The 16,185-nt window shown below is 39.8% G+C and carries 16 protein-coding genes and 2 pseudogenes; 13 read left to right on the plus strand and 5 right to left on the minus strand.

Annotation, left to right across the window (positions count from 1 at the left end; translation table 11 throughout):
- Positions 1–23: 23 nt before the first annotated feature.
- Positions 24–653: a DUF1054 domain-containing protein gene (locus NST62_RS03165; protein WP_328216597.1), complete on the minus strand. Its 630-nt coding sequence runs from the start codon at positions 651–653 to the stop codon at positions 24–26.
- A gap of 117 nt (positions 654–770) precedes the next feature.
- Between NST62_RS03165 and NST62_RS03170 the strand changes: the two genes are divergently transcribed.
- Together NST62_RS03170 and NST62_RS03175 are read left to right on the plus strand one after the other, a co-directional pair.
- A complete protein-coding gene (locus tag NST62_RS03170) occupies positions 771–968 on the plus strand; it encodes a hypothetical protein (RefSeq protein WP_141603003.1) in 198 nt (65 codons plus the stop codon).
- A 331-nt stretch (positions 969–1,299) separates the two neighbouring features.
- A complete protein-coding gene (locus NST62_RS03175) occupies positions 1,300–2,112 on the plus strand; it encodes an inositol monophosphatase family protein (RefSeq protein WP_141603004.1) in 813 nt (270 codons plus the stop codon).
- A gap of 60 nt (positions 2,113–2,172) precedes the next feature.
- Here NST62_RS03175 and NST62_RS03180 read toward each other — a convergent pair whose 3' ends face one another.
- Positions 2,173–2,358, minus strand: a complete 186-nt coding sequence (locus tag NST62_RS03180) for a DUF5325 family protein (protein WP_141603005.1) — start codon at positions 2,356–2,358, stop codon at positions 2,173–2,175.
- 120 nt (positions 2,359–2,478) lie between these two features.
- Between NST62_RS03180 and typA the strand changes: the two genes are divergently transcribed.
- The 7 genes and pseudogenes from typA to NST62_RS03215 all read left to right on the plus strand — a co-directional run bounded on the left by typA (position 2,479) and on the right by NST62_RS03215 (position 9,806).
- Positions 2,479–4,326: a translational GTPase TypA gene (typA, locus tag NST62_RS03185; protein ID WP_141603006.1), complete on the plus strand. Its 1,848-nt coding sequence runs from the start codon at positions 2,479–2,481 to the stop codon at positions 4,324–4,326.
- Between the two features lie 101 nt (positions 4,327–4,427).
- Positions 4,428–4,727 carry a YlaH-like family protein gene (locus tag NST62_RS03190; RefSeq protein ID WP_141603008.1) on the plus strand — a complete coding sequence of 100 codons (300 nt, stop codon included), beginning with the start codon at positions 4,428–4,430 and terminating at the stop codon, positions 4,725–4,727.
- 251 nt (positions 4,728–4,978) lie between these two features.
- Positions 4,979–6,308, plus strand: a pseudogene (locus NST62_RS03195) (IS1182 family transposase).
- Between the two features lie 5 nt (positions 6,309–6,313).
- A pseudogene (locus NST62_RS03200) lies at positions 6,314–6,703 on the plus strand (ABC transporter substrate-binding protein); the annotation flags it as partial.
- Positions 6,704–6,819: 116 nt separating this feature from the next.
- A complete protein-coding gene (locus tag NST62_RS03205; RefSeq protein WP_342463143.1) occupies positions 6,820–7,797 on the plus strand; it encodes a glycosyltransferase family 2 protein in 978 nt (325 codons plus the stop codon).
- Between the two features lie 4 nt (positions 7,798–7,801).
- Positions 7,802–8,215 carry a GtrA family protein gene (locus tag NST62_RS03210; protein ID WP_328216548.1) on the plus strand — a complete coding sequence of 138 codons (414 nt, stop codon included), beginning with the start codon at positions 7,802–7,804 and terminating at the stop codon, positions 8,213–8,215.
- A 40-nt stretch (positions 8,216–8,255) separates the two neighbouring features.
- Positions 8,256–9,806, plus strand: coding sequence for a glucosyltransferase domain-containing protein (locus NST62_RS03215; protein WP_141601440.1), 1,551 nt, complete (start codon positions 8,256–8,258; stop codon positions 9,804–9,806).
- 144 nt (positions 9,807–9,950) lie between these two features.
- Here NST62_RS03215 and NST62_RS03220 read toward each other — a convergent pair whose 3' ends face one another.
- Entirely contained in the window at positions 9,951–11,441 is a 1,491-nt protein-coding gene (locus NST62_RS03220) for an MDR family MFS transporter (protein ID WP_342463144.1), read from the minus strand.
- Between the two features lie 149 nt (positions 11,442–11,590).
- Here NST62_RS03220 and NST62_RS03225 point away from each other — a divergent pair, with 149 nt between their 5' ends.
- The 4 genes from NST62_RS03225 to NST62_RS03240 all read left to right on the plus strand — a co-directional run bounded on the left by NST62_RS03225 (position 11,591) and on the right by NST62_RS03240 (position 15,200).
- Positions 11,591–12,493 carry a TetR/AcrR family transcriptional regulator gene (locus NST62_RS03225; protein WP_181733174.1) on the plus strand — a complete coding sequence of 301 codons (903 nt, stop codon included), beginning with the start codon at positions 11,591–11,593 and terminating at the stop codon, positions 12,491–12,493.
- Positions 12,494–12,660: 167 nt separating this feature from the next.
- Entirely contained in the window at positions 12,661–13,650 is a 990-nt protein-coding gene (locus NST62_RS03230) for an ABC transporter substrate-binding protein (RefSeq protein ID WP_141601443.1), read from the plus strand.
- A gap of 1 nt (position 13,651) precedes the next feature.
- Positions 13,652–14,416 (plus strand): ABC transporter ATP-binding protein, encoded by a 765-nt coding sequence (locus tag NST62_RS03235; protein WP_141601444.1) that lies wholly within the window; start codon positions 13,652–13,654, stop codon positions 14,414–14,416.
- Positions 14,355–15,200 (plus strand): ABC transporter permease, encoded by an 846-nt coding sequence (locus NST62_RS03240; protein WP_141601445.1) that lies wholly within the window; start codon positions 14,355–14,357, stop codon positions 15,198–15,200. Before NST62_RS03235 ends, NST62_RS03240 begins: the two co-directional genes overlap by 62 nt.
- A 110-nt stretch (positions 15,201–15,310) precedes the next feature.
- Here the strand turns inward: NST62_RS03240 and NST62_RS03245 are convergent, their stop codons facing one another.
- Together NST62_RS03245 and NST62_RS03250 are read right to left on the minus strand one after the other, a co-directional pair.
- Entirely contained in the window at positions 15,311–15,514 is a 204-nt protein-coding gene (locus tag NST62_RS03245) for a YlaI family protein (protein ID WP_141601446.1), read from the minus strand.
- Positions 15,515–15,524: 10 nt separating this feature from the next.
- The gene (locus NST62_RS03250; protein WP_141601447.1) at positions 15,525–16,025 is read right to left on the minus strand and encodes a peptidyl-prolyl cis-trans isomerase; all 501 of its coding nucleotides are present in this window, start codon (positions 16,023–16,025) and stop codon (positions 15,525–15,527) included.
- Positions 16,026–16,185 lie beyond the last annotated feature (160 nt).

Raw genomic sequence — 16,185 nt, forward strand, 5'->3', positions numbered from 1 at the left:
ACAAAGAAATTCCAATAAAATTCTCAATTTCTTCCAATCATGATGTCGTAAATAGGCAGAAGAGCATCGAACGTATTTTCAGCCAATTTTAAAAACTCTTCCGAAGTTAGATTTATGCATTGTTCACGTGGAATATGACGTCCAACCAGAAATTCTCCTTTTTTGACATCCCTCAGACGAATCAGCAGCTTTTCCAATTGATGGTCCAATGCATCCCCCAAAGGAATGGCATCAGGAGAAGTATGATCGCCCGAAATAATGAAATCCCCAGGCAACTTGCGAAAAGAATCCAATGATCCCAGCAAACGTTCCGCCATGGAAGATTTTTGTGGAGCTTCATAAATAATTGCAGCAACCATGAATAAATGTTGATTTGTAAGCCCAATTTGAAAATGAGGAAGCGATTTGTATCCCCGTTTATACGGAGCAAATGCCACCCAGGAATCATTTGGCGGATTGACTGTCCTTCTTGCATGTTTGGCAATATGGGCAAAAAATTCCTCGCCGGTTTTGGCACTGAAATATCCGGCAAAATATTCGCCAAGCGCTTGAAATTTTGGACGGACGATGGATTTTAATGCATCCATTCGGCGTTCTAAACCGTCAATGGTAAAAACATCAAAATCGGCATTTGTCCACTTGACATCAACCATGAATTGTTTCCTCCTTTTTCAATCACATGTTTATTTTTCTTGGTTTTTGGGAAAAATTTTGTAACAAACAGCACTTCACCTTGAGACAAAAAATCAGAAGAAAGGAAAGTGATGGGCATGAAACAAATGATTAAAATTATCCGCAAAGTAGATATTGAAAAGCAATATGAGCGCGCTTTACGATTAGAGTTGGATTATGAATTGGCTTCTTTATATTCCGCAATGCAAGAAAATGATACAAAAGAAATGGAAAGATGCAAAAAACGTTTGAAAGAAATCCAGGATGAATTAAATGGTTTGCACGCTTATGCGTAAACAAATTCCCTTCCGTTAGAATCACTTGCTTTCCTTATTGAGCAAGTGATTTTTTTTTGAAATTTTTTTAAATCCTTATTGAATCTCCCCTTTTTCTTGCAATCTTTTTAAAAAGTATATAATAATAACAAGGAAATGAAAAAAATTAAGGATTCAAAAATATTTTGCAATTTAAAGGGGCTGGGAGCCCTTTTATAAAATTCATGTTACAATAATTATTATGGATGGGAATGCAGCTTCCTATATTTTAACTATGAAAATTCTGAATTTTGGAATAATATTATAGAATAGAAAGATTTGATTGTTCTGATAGAAGGTAGGTTTTATAAAAATGAATTTACAAAAAATACATGATTTTGCAATAAAAACAATTCTTGATGCCGGAGAACAGATCCGCGATTCTTTTTCAAAGGAATTGATTATAGAAACGAAAGCAAGTGCCAATGATCTGGTTACGAATATCGATCGGAATATAGAACAATTTTTTGTGGACAAAATAAAGAATTTGGACCCGTCCCATAAAATTTTAGGGGAAGAAGGGATGGGGGATAAAATCCGGTCATTGGATGGCCCTCTTTGGATCATCGATCCGATCGACGGCACCATGAACTTCATTAAACAAGGTCGCAATTTTATGATTTCGATCGGGTTCTTTATAGATGGGGCCGGCAAACTGGGATATTTATATGATGTCATGAGGGATGAACTCATATACGCCATCCGCGGCGAAGGAGCATTTCTTGGAAAGCAGCCTCTTGGCAAATTGCAGCCTATGACAATTGAGGAAGCGATCATTGGGATCAATTCAAGCTGGGTGATTCCGAACGGAAAAATCAATCATGAAAAAATTACGAAGCTTATTAAGACGGTGCGGGGAACCCGTTCTTATGGTTCGGCCGCGATGGAGATTGCCCTGGTGGTGACCGGAAAACTCGATGCCTATTTATCAATGAGATTGGCTCCATGGGATATCGGAGGCGGCACGGTAATCGCCCAGGAGGTTGGTGCGGCTGTTTCGAATCTGAAAGGGGAACCTGTCAATCTATTAACCCAAGATACATTCCTGATTGCGAATCCTTCCATTCATCAAGTGCTGCTGGATCAATACATTGAATTGAAAGAGGAGAAACAGCATTCCAAATAACCGGTAAGCGGTTGAAAAGCAAAAAAAAGTGCTCGGCCATCAAGTGGCGAGCACTTTCCGTTATAGCAGCCCTTTTTCACGGAATTTCTTTTTCATGTTGAATCCGATTCCAAAGACAGCCACTAGCGCAATGATGCTGGCAATGATGGAAATAATGCTTTTGATGGCAATCGCATAGCCGATTGCAATCATGGATAGCAGCGCTGCGATGGAAAATAGTGCCATAACCAATTTCGCGATATTCATTTGATGCCCCCCTTTTCGGTTCCGGATAGTAAAATGTATTTTTCAAAAAAGGACAATTTTAAGGTTCTTGTGATATAATAACACAGTTGACCTTATGAACAAAGAAATTGGAGTGGAAGTATGAAAAACTTGCGTGAAGATATTCGCAATATCGCCATTATTGCACATGTCGACCATGGCAAAACAACCTTGGTGGATCAATTATTAAAACAGTCCGGGACTTTTCGCGTAAATGAACATGTGGAAGAACGGGTAATGGATTCCAATGATATAGAGCGTGAACGCGGTATTACCATTTTAGCAAAAAATACTGCCGTTCACTATAAAGGGACAAAAATAAATATTTTGGATACTCCTGGACATGCCGATTTCGGAGGCGAAGTAGAGCGGATCATGAAAATGGTCGATGGAGTGCTGCTCGTTGTCGACGCCTTTGAAGGATGCATGCCCCAAACGCGCTTCGTTCTGAAAAAAGCGCTGGAACAAAAACTGACGCCGATTGTGGTAGTGAATAAAATCGACAAAGATTCAGCCCGCCCTTTGGAAGTGGTCGATGAAGTATTGGATCTATTCATCGAATTGGGCGCTGATGAAGAACAATTGGAGTTTCCTGTGGTTTATGCCTCAGCGGTCAATGGTACGGCAAGTCTTGATCCGGATCCGGCAAAACAGGAAAACAATATGCAATGTCTATTTGATACGATCATTGATCATATCCCTGCGCCAGTGGACAATTCGGATGAACCGTTGCAATTCCAGGTAACAATGCTTGATTACAATGAGTATGTGGGCCGGATTGGTATTGGACGCATTTTCCGGGGAACGATTCATGTAGGACAATCTGTGGCACTTATGAAATTGGACGGCTCTGTGAAACAATACCGGGTAACAAAATTGTTGGGCTACTCCGGCCTGAAACGGGAAGAAATTCAATCAGCAAGCGCGGGCGATATCGTTGCCGTTTCCGGTATGGATGATATCAATGTGGGAGAAACGGTGTGTGATATCAATCATCAGGAAGCATTGCCTCCATTGCGCATTGATGAACCTACATTGCAGATGACGTTCCTTGTGAACGATTCTCCGTTTGCGGGGCGCGAAGGGAAATTTGTGACTGCCCGCAAACTGGAAGAACGTTTAAAACAGCAATTGGAAACGGATGTTTCATTGCGGGTGGAAGATACCGATTCACCGGATGCATGGATTGTTTCCGGCAGAGGAGAGCTTCATTTATCCATCTTGATTGAAAATATGCGCCGCGAAGGATATGAATTGCAAGTTTCAAAACCGAAAGTGATCATCAAAGAAATCGATGGAGTCAAATGCGAACCGGTGGAACGGGTACAAGTGGATGTTCCTGAAGAATATGTGGGTGCCGTGATTGAATCATTGGGCAATCGCAAAGGCGAAATGGTGGATATGATCAATAACGGCAATGGACAAACCCGCCTCATTTTCATGGTGCCATCCCGCGGATTGATCGGGTATACAACGGAATTTATGTCCATCACCAAAGGGTACGGAATCATCAACCACTCCTTTGACAGCTATCAACCGGTTGTTCCTGGCCGTGTCGGTGGCCGCCATAACGGGGCTCTTGTATCGATGGAAACTGGAAAAGCGACAACTTATGGTATGATGCAGATAGAAGATCGTGGTACACTATTTGTAGAGCCGGGCACGGATATTTACGAAGGAATGATTGTCGGGGAAAATAGCCGGGAGAACGACCTTGCCGTCAACATCACAAAACAAAAACAAAAAACGAATATCCGTTCCGCAACGAAAGATCAGACAGCGGTCATCAAAAAACCGCGCCTTTTGACACTGGAAGAAGCATTGGAATTTTTGAATGATGACGAATATTTGGAAGTAACACCACAATCCATCCGTTTAAGAAAACAAATTTTAAATAAAAGTGAAAGAGAAAAATTGGCGAAAAAACAAAAATACGCCGAGCAAGAATAATTCTCTTCATGGGAATGTGAAAGGTGTTGTTCGACTTGAAGCTGTTTAGTTTGATTTTGGCATCTGCACCAATCAGTGACACAGATCGTGTGTTTAACCGCATGTCAGCAGTTACTCGTTATGTATACGAAAATGCACCGAATAACCAAGTGGCAGGATATATTATCTTTTTCCTTGTTTTTATCCTTTCCGCCATCGTGTACAAGCTGGGGTTTGCTAAAAAACTCAGCGTGGGGAAAAATATAATTATTTATATTTTCCTATTTTTGGGCTGTATTCTATTAACCTTTTTTGCCTTATTCTTGCCAATGATAGAAGGTTTAATAGTGGCTACCCTTGTACTGATTCTCTATAAAATCCGTTTATGGAGAGAGAAAAAAGAAGAAAAAGAAGCTTCGTAAGAAAAGAAAAACAGCTTTGTGATTGCCATCATCATTTTCAACTGAAAATAGAAACATAGATTTGAGGCTGGGACATAAACCAAAAATGATCGGGGCAGCTGAAAGAGTTTTAATAACAGATCAAAAAACATCATTTTCTCTTTGGAGAAAATGATGTCAGCTTGTAGACAAAGTCCCAAACTAGTGGCCAAATCTACAGGCTTTTTTTGTATAATAGGGATAGAATTCTTGGTTAACGGGGGAAATTTAGGATGTTATCGAAGCGTACTGACAATAATCGAAATCAATTGGAAATGGTGGCTCTTGATCAATTGGTTCCAGAAGATCATTTGGTAAGGAAGATTGAACAAGCCATAGACTTTGATTTTATTTACGATCTTGTCAAAGATACCTATTGCCTAGATAACGGAAGGCCTAGTATTGATCCTGTTGTGCTCATTAAAATGGTCTTTGTGCAGTATTTATTTGGTATTCGATCCATGCGTCAAACGATCAAAGAAATTGAAACCAACGTGGCGTATCGATGGTTCTTAGGATATGGTTTCACAGAGAAAATTCCTCATTTTTCAACGTTCGGCAAGAATTATGTTCGTCGTTTTCAAGGTACTGATTTATTTGAACAGATTTTTTATCGTATTTTAAAAGAAGCGATGAATAAAGGATTAGTGGATGCATCTGTTGCCTTTATTGATTCAACACATGTCAAAGCGAGCGCCAATAAAAAGAAGTTCGATAAGAAAATTGTCCGGGCAGAAACAAAAAGCTATCAAGCGCAATTAGAGTTAGAGATTAACCAAGACCGTGAAAACCATGGAAAAAAGCCCTTTCCCCCGAAAGAGAATGAAGAAACCAAGGAAATAAAGGTCAGTACAACCGATCCTGATAGTAAAGATGTTTGCCTATTCTTTTCATACCGCCTGTGATGCAAAAGGCTTTGTCTTAGCTACCAAGGTAACGGGAGCGAATATTCATGATAGTCAGGTGTTTGGTCAATTACTCGAACAAGTCATCGAAAAAGTAGGCAAACCAACTGCAGTAGCCGTAGATGCCGGATACAAAACCCCAGCGAATGCGAAAAGTCTATTGGATAAAGAGATTCGTCCAGTCATGCCATATACAAGGCCTAGAACAAAGGACGGTTTCTTTAAAAAGTATGAATATGTATACGATGAGCATTATGATTGTTATATCTGCCCAAACAACCAAACTCTTGAATACCGAACAACAACAAGAGAAGGATATCGACAGTACGCTTCGAAACCGGAAATATGTAAAACGTGCCCATTTTTAGAAAAGTGTACCCAAAGTAAAGATCACACTAAATTTATTCATCGCCACATTTGGGAGCACTATGTGGAAGAAGTCGACCACTTAAGACATACAGAGATCAATAGAAATATATATGATAAGCGCAAAGAAACGATTGAACGGGTCTTTGCCGATGGAAAAGAGAAGCATGGCATGCGATGGACAACTCTACGAGGACTGGAAAAATTGTCCATGCAGGCGACGCTTACTTTCGCTGCCATGAACTTAAAGAAAATGGCAAACTGGACATGGAAAAGACCATGTCCAGCCTAAATAAGAGAAGATTTTTTGAAGAAGAAGGACTTGAAATTGAACTTTCTACTATTCCAGGCGGAGATAAAACAATGACTGCCCTTCTTTCAGGCGGCATCGATATAGCCCTTGTAGGAGCAGAAACTTCCATTTATGTAACGGCCCAAGGAGCCAATGATCCAATTAAAAACTTTGCTCAATTAACACAAACAGATGGAACTTTCTTAGTTGCCCGGGAAAAAATTGACGAGTTTTCTTGGGAAATGTTGAAAGGTACTACATTCCTTGGCCAACGCAAGGGCGGAATGCCGCAGATGGTCGGTGAATTTGTATTGAAAAAACATGGAATCGATCCGCATAATGACTTGAATTTAATTCAAAACATCGAATTTGCCAATATTGCAACAGCCTTTGCATACGGGTACAAAAAACACCACAAAAGGAATCATGTAATAATTGGGTTGCAGTGTCCTTGATACAGTATTTAATGATCCATTAATGTGTGTGTAATTTTAATAAAGGATGGCAATGAATGTATTTAGTCCTTCTTGGTTACAAAGATTACGAGAGAGTGAAAATGATGCCAATCTTGTCAATTGTCATACCTGCTTATAATGAAGAAAAAATGATATTAAAGGCGGCATATACGATTTCAGAACTGCTGAATAAGGAAAAGATTTCTGCAGAAATTCTCTTTGTCAATGACGGTTCTGAGGATAATACTTGGAAAGAAATCCAGCGTGCAAGTCAAGAAATTGAGAATGTGAGAGGAATCAGCTTATCCAGAAATTTTGGTAAAGAATCTGCCATTTTGGCTGGTCTTACTCATGCCAAAGGGGATTGCTGCATTGTCATGGATTGTGATTTGCAACATCCTCCCGAAACAATCATTGAAATGTATAGGCTATGGAAAGATGGCTATGACATAGTAGAAGGATTTAAAAAATCCAGAGGCAAAGAAGGAAAAATTAAAACATTTTTTGCCAAAAGTTTTTACCGGTTAATCAATCGGGTCACAGGATTTGATATGTCAGCTTCTTCGGATTTTAAGCTTTTAGACCGGAAAGTGGTGGATGCTTATTTACAGCTGCCTGAGCGAAAAGTGTTTTTTCGCGCTTTAACCTTTTGGCTCGGCTTTAAAAGCATTGGAGTGGAATATGAGGTGCAGGAACGAACGGAAGGGAAGACGAAATGGTCTTATCTTTCCTTAATAAAATACGCCATTACAAATTATACGTCCTTTTCTACTGCTCCTATGCAAATTATAACCATCATCGGTGTGTTATTTTTTATTTTTTCCATTGTTTTAGGTGTGCAATCTCTCATCAACTTTTTCAGCGGCCGTTCCCTTGAAGGATTTACAACTGTTATTCTTCTTTTATTGGGAATTGGCAGTGTGCTTATGATGAGTTTAGGGATTATCGGTTATTATATTGCCAAAATTTATGAGGAAGTAAAACGGAGACCAAGATATATTGTTTCTGAAAAAACGAATGATAAGGATGAATAATAATTTGTGGAAGCGTATAGGCTCGGTAGTAGATGAGAAGTTTTGGAAATTTATAATTGTAGGAATCGTGAATACCATTGTAGGAACGATGATTATGTTTGGTTTGTATAATCTCGCCGGATTTTCCTATTGGCTGTCTTCATCGGCTAATTATATTTTGACTAGCATTTTAAGTTATTTTTTAAATAAATATTTTACATTTCAGCATAAAAAAGATTCGTGGAAGTCGGCATTGCGCTTTGCTTTAAATATAGCGGTTTGTTATTTGTTGGCATATGGAATTGCTAAGCAGTTGGCTCTGCTCCTTTTATCGAATGTTTCTGTCAAAGTGCAGGAGAATGTGGCAATGATTGTAGGGATGGTCTTTTTTACAGTGCTCAACTATTTAGGCCAGCGTTTTTTTGCCTTTAAGGAATAATATAGTGGATTGAATTGGAAAGAAAGTAGTGGTGGAAACTATGCCGGAACAAGTGTTAAAAAGTTTAAAAGAAAAAATACAACCTGAATGGGTGCTCGCATTTTTCTCAGCAGTGATGATTGGCTTTTTAGCCCATGCTTATGTCTTTTTGCATCGTTTGCCGAATCATGATGGCATTATCAATATATATAATACGCAGGCGAAGGTAAAATCCGGGCGCTTCTTTTTAGGCCCTGCTAGTGGAATGAGTTCTTTTTTTGATCTTCCTTGGGTTATAGGGGTGCTATCCATCCTTTTCTTGGGGTTGGCTGCTGTTTGTATCATTATTTTGTTTGATGTACGAAAAAAACTAGCTATTGTGTTAATTTCAGGAATTATCGTTGTTTTTCCAAGCGTGTCTGCTACATTTGCCTATATGTTTACAGCAGATGGTTATATGCTGGGCATCTTTTTTGCCATTTTAGCCGTAGTGTTGACGAAAAAATATAAATTTGGCTTTCTGATTGGAGCCATTCTTCTTTGTTTGTCTGTAGGGATTTATCAGGCAAATTTATCCGTAGCACTTGTTTTTATCACGTTATGGATTATTCATGAGATTTTATTTTCCACGTTTTCAACGAAAGGAATCGGGCTTCATATCCTTCGTTCAGGTTTGGCTGTAGGGATTGGAATGGTGTTGTATTTGGCCATATTTAACTTTTTTACAAAGTTTTTAAATGTACAAATTACGAGCTATCAGGGACTGGATAAAGTAGGAGCTGTAACAATACATGATATTCCAAAACGGTTAGTGCAGATAAAAGAAGAGTTGTTAAGTTTTTTCTTCGATAGTTTTTACAATCATCATGATATAAGTTTACTGCCGATATTGAATGTTTTCATTTTCATCACCCTCATTGCGGCAGTTTTTACAGTGATTGTGAAAAAACATTTATATAAAAACCTTTTACATATGATCCTTTTCATAGTGCTGGTAATGAGTCTTCCGTTTAGCTATTATATTGTTTATTTTATTTCGCCGGTTGCGTTTTATCATACGTTAATGGTTTTTAGTTTAAGCAGTGTGTATATTTTCCTTGTGCTGCTGTATGATGCTGTAGAAGAAAAACGGCCATTATGGGTGGAAAAGGTCAGCTCTTGGGCAACGGTATTGTTGATGAGCGTTGCGATTTTTAATTTCGCCATCATTGCGAATATTAGTTATTTTAATATGGAATTGCGACATGAAAAAACAATGAATTTGACTAATCGAATTCTTGACCGAATTGAACAATTGGATGAATACGAAGACATTAAAAAAATGACAGTGTTCGGAAAAGTTCCCATGCATTCAGAATTGACTTCTGAAATTATTCCAAACCGTATTCCCCATATGATTGGGACAACAGGAGAAGTTTTTCTTTCGGAACCATATCATTATACGGCATTGTTTGACAGTTTCTTTGGTTATTCATTGGATATTGCCACTGAAGAAGAAAGAAAAGCAATCCAACAAAGCAGGGAATTTAAAGAGATGGGCGTTTGGCCTGCCAAAGACTCCATTAAAGTATTTGATGATATTGTTGTTGTGAAATTTGAGGACATAGAATAATTTTTATAACTAGTGGTGTTGGCGTGTTATGTCAGCACTATTTTTTTGAAGTAATTTAAATATAAAATGAAGCTGCTAATTCCTGATTTTTTGATTAGAATTAGCAGCTTCGTTTTTTATAGATTAAAGGTGAAATACATTTTTTTATTTATTTTTTTCCATGTTTTCTGCAATCCCTTTGCTTACATCAACGCGTTTTAAAAACAATGCTAAGATTAACGCTACTCCTGTAACAACGGCTGCCACTAAGAAGGAAACTTGGACACCTTCAAGCAATGCTTGTAGCTGAATTCCGGCTATGAACATTTGGTCTTGTAATTGAGCTGGATTTGAAGCTTTTGCTGCTTCCACCAACTCTTCGCCCTTATTAGTAGCGACAGAGTTCATTAATGTTACAAATAGAGCTGTACCGATAGAACCAACTACTTGTTGGATTGTGTTGTTCACCGCTGTACCATGCGGATTTAATCGATTTGGCAATTGGTTTAAACCGTTTGTCATAATTGGCATCATAACCATTGACATACCGAACATACGAAGCGTATACATTAAAACGATTGTCGTTTTCGTTGTTTCCAAATCCATAGTGGATAGTAAATATGTTGCGTATCCTGTAATGGCTAAACCGATTAATGCTAAGACGCGAGGTCCGAATTTGTCAAATAATTTACCGGTAATTGGCGACATAATCCCCATCACTAGTGCGCCCGGAAGCATTATTAAACCAGAATCGAGCGGTGAAATACCGCGGACGCTTTGAACATAAGCCGGCGTCAAAATCATGCCGGAGAACATGGCTGCCGTTACAACCATTGATATAATATTCGCTAGTGCAAACATTGGATATTTGTAAACCCGCAAATCCAATAAAGGTTGTTCCAGATGGAATTGACGCATAACGAATAAGATTACGCCAATTGCCCCGACGATTAATGTTGTCAGCACTTTTGGATCTGACCAGCCATCAGAGCTTGATGTTGAACAGCCATATAATAAACCTCCGAAACCGATGATCGATAACGCGATTGATAAATAGTCGATGGAAGTTTCACGCGTTTCCAAAATATTTTCCAATTTCCAAATAGCAAGTAAGAGGCTGAGAATGGCAAATGGCAAAATCATTTCAAATAATATGCGCCAGTCCCAATACTCTACAATATAACCGGATAATGTTGGACCAATAGCTGGGGCAGTAATCATTACTAATCCGAAAATCCCCATGGCCGCCCCTCGTTTTTCTCGTGGGAAGCTGACGAGCATGATGTTCATAAGTAATGGACCCATGACGGAACCGCCGGCAGCCTGGAATATACGTCCTGCCAAAAGAATGCCAAAATTGGGGGCATATGCTGCAAGAGCCGTACCAATTGTAAAAAGGGACATAGCCGTAATAAATAAATGACGGTTTTTAAACCGTGTGATTAAAAAGGCGGATACAGGGATTAGCACACCGCTTACCAGCATATAGCCGGTAGCCAGCCACTGTACCGTTGAATATTCAATTTCAAAGTCCTTCATGATCGTTGGCAAAGCAACGTTTAAAAGCGAGTTATTTAAGAACGAAACAAACGCGCCAAAGAACAAGATCGCTATGACCAAATATGGCGGTTTTTTCTCCTTGTTGTCTAATGTCATATCCTCTCTTCCCCATTCCTATCTTTAATTTTGACTTTATCATTTTATACCCATAGTTCATTTTCGGCAACAAAAAAATACATTCGGTTCAAATTCTGATTTTGTGTATAATGTTAATAGCACGAAATCATTTGATTGAGGAGTACAGGATGAATAAACGGAAAAAAGCTGTCATTCAACATGCATTGCAATTATTTGTGGAAAATGGAATCGCCAAAACATCCATCCAGCAAATCATTGAAAGGGCAGGGATTTCAAAAGGAACTTTTTATAATTACTTTTCTTCCAAAACGGAGTGTGTTGAAGCGATCTTGGAGCAGGCGAGATATGATGCGGCCTTGTTGCGTGCCGAACTGATGATCGGGAAGGACCCTACGGATATTCACGTATTTGCCAATCAGATTGCCGTATTATGGAAGATTAATCAAGACTCGGGATTGGATGTTTTATATGAGGAAATTTTGCACTCCGGGGAAGTCGAATTGAAAGAACTGGTATTGCGGCACCGCCTTCTGGAATTTGAATGGTTCAGTTTGCGTTTGTGCGAAATATACGGGGAAGAAATGCGGCATTACGGATTTGAAGCGGCCGTATTATTTTATGGAATGCTTCAGTATTTAAGCTTTTCTTGCAAGATTTTAAATCAGAAGTCGACTTCCATTGAAGAAATGGCTTCCACCTTATTAAAATACCTGGAAAAAATTATCGATCTTATGCTTCACGAAAAAACGGCCATTTTAAATTCCGATAAGGTCAATATCTTTCTCTCCGTTTCAAAAAAACAAATTCATTTCGATATTTCGGAAATCAAAACGAAATTTGAAGAACTTGCAAAACAAAATTTAACCGGACCGCAGCAGGAAATTGTCCAGGCGATTTTGGAGGAATTTAATCGCGAATCGACACGGACGCTGATTCTCAACGCATTTTTGAAAGTATTGATCGAGGTGTTTGAAGGATCTGAATTTGAACAAGAGGTAAAAGAAATGGCGAGCCTTATCTGGTATGATGTGCGGGCAAAACAGCTGCGCCAAAGATTGCTCACCAAATAATAGCTGTTAAATGAAAGAATGTAAATAATACCCAAAGTAAAGAGCCGTTTCAGCAGCCAACGATGCTGAAACGGCTCCAGCATTTTTGGGGCAAGAAGCCGTCACGGGCTTTCACACAATTTTTTCCTCCTGCATAACCTACTTTAAGAAACAAGGAGGTAAGAGATATGAAATGGTGGAAGCTTAGTCTTTTCCTTGCAGCGATCGGTGCGGTCATTCTGCTTTCTGCTTGCGGAGATAAAGAAATGACGAAAGTAAAAGTTGGGGAAGTGACCCGTTCCATCTTTTATGCCCCTCAATATGTGGCAATTTCCAAAGGTTATTTTGAAGAAGAAGGGCTGGAAATCGAACTTTCCACAATACCCGGGGGAGATAAAACCATGACGGCTTTGCTCTCCGGAGGCATCGATATTGCGCTTGTCGGGGCAGAAACATCCATTTACGTAACAGCGCAGGGGGCTAATGATCCGATCAAAAATTTTGCCCAATTGACGCAGACAGACGGCACTTTTTTAGTTTCCCGCAAGAAAATTGACGATTTTAAATGGGAAATGTTGAAAGGTTCGACATTCCTCGGACAACGGAAAGGCGGCATGCCGCAAATGGTCGGGGAATTTGTATTGAAAAAACATGGAATCGATCCGCACAAAGATTTAAATCTCATCCAAAACATTGAATTTGCCAATATTGCGACCGCTTTCGCGTCCGGGACGGGAGAATACGTCCAATTGTTCGAACCGACGGCAAGCGTATTTGAACAAGAGGGAATCGGCCATGTTGTGGCATCGTTCGGCACTGAATCCGGACATGTGCCTTATACCGTATATATGGCGAAAGAAAGTTATTTGGCGAAACATCCGGATGTAGCGGAGAAATTTACGAGAGCGATTAAAAGAGCGCAAGATTTTGTGTATGAAGCGCCAGCGGAAGAAGTGGCAAAAGCCATCCAGCCATTTTTTGAGGATACGGACATCGAATTGATTGCCAAAGTGGTGGAACGTTACCGTGAGCAGGAATCCTATGCGAAAAATCCGATTTTGGATGAAGAAGAATGGAATAACTTGCAGGACATCATGGAAAAAGCAGGAGAGCTTCCGAAGCGCATGGATTATGAGAAACTGGTAGATACAACTTTTGCGGAGAAGGTTTCGAAGTGATATGGGCTTCTTGATTGTTGAAAACGTCAGTCACACGTATTTTTCAAAGGATGCGGCAACGGAAGCGCTGCAGGATATTTCTTTAACGGTAGAAGAAGGGGAATTTATTTCCTTCATTGGTCCGAGCGGTTGCGGAAAAACCACTTTATTGTCGATTATCGCCGGCTTAATCCGGCCGACGGCAGGAAACGTTTATATTGAAAATCAAAAGGTGTACGGTAATAAAGACCTTTCCATAGGATACATGTTGCAGCAAGATTATTTGTTTCCTTGGAAAACGATCGAAGAAAATATTACTTTGGGATTAAGACTGTTAAAACAGGATGTTGATCGGGGCATCGCATCGAAATTGCTGAAAGATGTCGGGCTGCCGGCGGTGGAGAAAAAGTATCCGAGGGAATTGTCCGGAGGGATGAGGCAGCGGGTGGCGCTGGCGAGAACCCTTGCAGTCGACCCGAAAATATTGCTGCTGGATGAACCTTTTTCCGCTCTGGATTATCAATCCAAGCTGAAATTGGAAGATTTGGTATTCAAAATGTTAAAGCAATACAATAAAACCGCCATTCTTGTCACCCATGACATCGGTGAAGCCATTGCGATGAGCGACCGCATCATTTTGTTTTCTCCAAGGCCGGGCCGGATCCATGAAATCTTTGAAATTTCTGAAGACATCCGCCGATTGACTCCTTTCCAGGCCAGAAGCCATGCAGGCTATTCGCCATTATTCCAGCAAATTTGGAAGGAGCTGGAGCGTCTTGAACATTAAAGAACTTCACCGGCAGTATAAGAAAAGGCTGGCCAAGGAAAAACGCTGGATCCGTTTTTACCAGCTGCTACTGTTGATCGGTTTTTTCGTCCTATGGGAAACGGCTTCTTCAAATCGTTGGATTGATCCATTGATTTTCAGCTCGCCTTCCAGGATTTTTAGACTGCTCATGGATATGATTTCGGATGGCACCATTTTTATCCACATAAACTATACATTGTTTGAAACCGTTCTCGGGTTTATACTGGGAACGCTCATCGGCACTATTTTAGCAGCGATTCTTTGGTGGTTTCCGACCCTTTCAAAAATATTGGATCCATATCTCGTTGTCTTAAACTCCATGCCAAAAGTAGCACTGGGACCTATATTAATCGTTGCCCTCGGTCCGGGAATGACTTCCATCATTACTATGGGGGCGATCATTTCGGTCATCATCTCCACCATCGTCATCTACACCTCTTTCCGTAATGTGGATGCCAACTATTTAAAAGTATTGCAAACTTTCAATGCAACAAAATGGCAAATGTTTAAAGAGGCGATATTGCCGGCATCCTTTCCGACCATCATTTCCACTTTAAAAGTGAATGTCGGCCTTTCGTGGGTAGGGGTCATTGTCGGCGAGTTCCTCGTTTCTTCCCAAGGGCTCGGCTATTTAATCATTTACGGCTTCCAAGTGTTCAATTTCAATCTTGTGCTGATGTCGCTCCTGATCATCGCAGTTTTTGCGACGCTCATGTACCAATTGGTCGAAATGTTGGAAAAACGGCTGATAAAAAACGAATAATCTTGCCGAACGATGCAAAAGAAAAAGGCGGATTTGGGAAACCCGTCGGCTCCCACAATCCGCTTTATTCTTTTTTTGTTCAGACTGTTCGTTATGACACCGGAACAGGTTTATAATTCTTTATCAATGCTGGATGAGCTTCGGTAGAATCGGAATTTTCCCGTTGCCAGTCTCTCAAGGGTCTTTTTCGTGATGCGGTCATGGCAATCGGGGCACATGAATGTGTGAATGGGACGGTTTCTTAATCTTTTAGCCAATGGTGAGTCGTCGTCCAGTTCATGGATGGCATCACAAAGAACACATTGGACTCGCATAAACTCAATCCTATTCTACACGAATCGCTGAAATGTTTCTGATCGGGTTGTCCAAATTGGATCCATCCCCAAAAATTAAATGAACCGGGCCATCCTCTTTGAGCGGCTTACCATCTTGGCTATATTTGAAAATGAATGTATAGGCTTCTTCTATAGGAAAAGCATGCTCTGTGCCGTCTTTGCATTCAAAAACCACTGTTGTTGCGCCATCTTCAATTTCAGCATTGTCCAAGAAATATTTGATTTCCATTCCGAATGTTCCCGTCTGCATTCCATGGCGGTCAAATTTTCTTTCCGTTTTTAGCGTAGGAGGGAATGTCGCACCTTCCATAATTTCACGGGACCAATGTTTTCCCATTTTGAACAAGTACTCCAAATCCTCGTCGCTTTCTTCTTTAGGGCTTGTGAAATAAGTTTTTAAATCGATTCTCCGATCATCGAAAATCCATACGGACGGGTCCAAAGTTAATTTATATTTAACCTTCCCTTTAATTGGAATGATGCTATCCATCTTCTGTTCTCCCCCTTAACTATTTTACATATAACAGTATACAGTTAGATTTTCTCTTTATAAAGAAATATTGTCTAGAATTGTTCTATCATGTATTGCTACTTGCATTTTTATTTGCTAAAAGCTAAACTTTATTAAGATAGAATAGAAGAAATTACAT

This window comes from Ureibacillus sp. FSL K6-8385 (assembly GCF_038593155.1).
Taxonomy (GTDB): domain Bacteria; phylum Bacillota; class Bacilli; order Bacillales_A; family Planococcaceae; genus Ureibacillus; species Ureibacillus terrenus.

Bases quoted from the DNA above. Each gene is read 5' to 3' on its own strand.
- NST62_RS03165 (WP_328216597.1), bottom strand. From the start codon at position 653: ATGGTTGATGTCAAGTGGACAAATGCCGATTTTGATGTTTTTACCATT.
- NST62_RS03170 (WP_141603003.1), top strand. From the start codon at position 771: ATGAAACAAATGATTAAAATTATCCGCAAAGTAGATATTGAAAAGCAA.
- NST62_RS03175 (WP_141603004.1), top strand. From the start codon at position 1,300: ATGAATTTACAAAAAATACATGATTTTGCAATAAAAACAATTCTTGAT.
- NST62_RS03180 (WP_141603005.1), bottom strand. From the start codon at position 2,358: ATGAATATCGCGAAATTGGTTATGGCACTATTTTCCATCGCAGCGCTG.
- typA (WP_141603006.1), top strand. From the start codon at position 2,479: ATGAAAAACTTGCGTGAAGATATTCGCAATATCGCCATTATTGCACAT.
- NST62_RS03190 (WP_141603008.1), top strand. From the start codon at position 4,428: ATGTCAGCAGTTACTCGTTATGTATACGAAAATGCACCGAATAACCAA.
- NST62_RS03205 (WP_342463143.1), top strand. From the start codon at position 6,820: ATGTATTTAGTCCTTCTTGGTTACAAAGATTACGAGAGAGTGAAAATG.
- NST62_RS03215 (WP_141601440.1), top strand. From the start codon at position 8,256: ATGCCGGAACAAGTGTTAAAAAGTTTAAAAGAAAAAATACAACCTGAA.
- NST62_RS03220 (WP_342463144.1), bottom strand. From the start codon at position 11,441: ATGACATTAGACAACAAGGAGAAAAAACCGCCATATTTGGTCATAGCG.
- NST62_RS03225 (WP_181733174.1), top strand. From the start codon at position 11,591: ATGAATAAACGGAAAAAAGCTGTCATTCAACATGCATTGCAATTATTT.
- NST62_RS03230 (WP_141601443.1), top strand. From the start codon at position 12,661: ATGAAATGGTGGAAGCTTAGTCTTTTCCTTGCAGCGATCGGTGCGGTC.
- NST62_RS03235 (WP_141601444.1), top strand. From the start codon at position 13,652: ATGGGCTTCTTGATTGTTGAAAACGTCAGTCACACGTATTTTTCAAAG.
- NST62_RS03240 (WP_141601445.1), top strand. From the start codon at position 14,355: ATGCAGGCTATTCGCCATTATTCCAGCAAATTTGGAAGGAGCTGGAGC.
- NST62_RS03245 (WP_141601446.1), bottom strand. From the start codon at position 15,514: ATGCGAGTCCAATGTGTTCTTTGTGATGCCATCCATGAACTGGACGAC.
- NST62_RS03250 (WP_141601447.1), bottom strand. From the start codon at position 16,025: ATGGATAGCATCATTCCAATTAAAGGGAAGGTTAAATATAAATTAACT.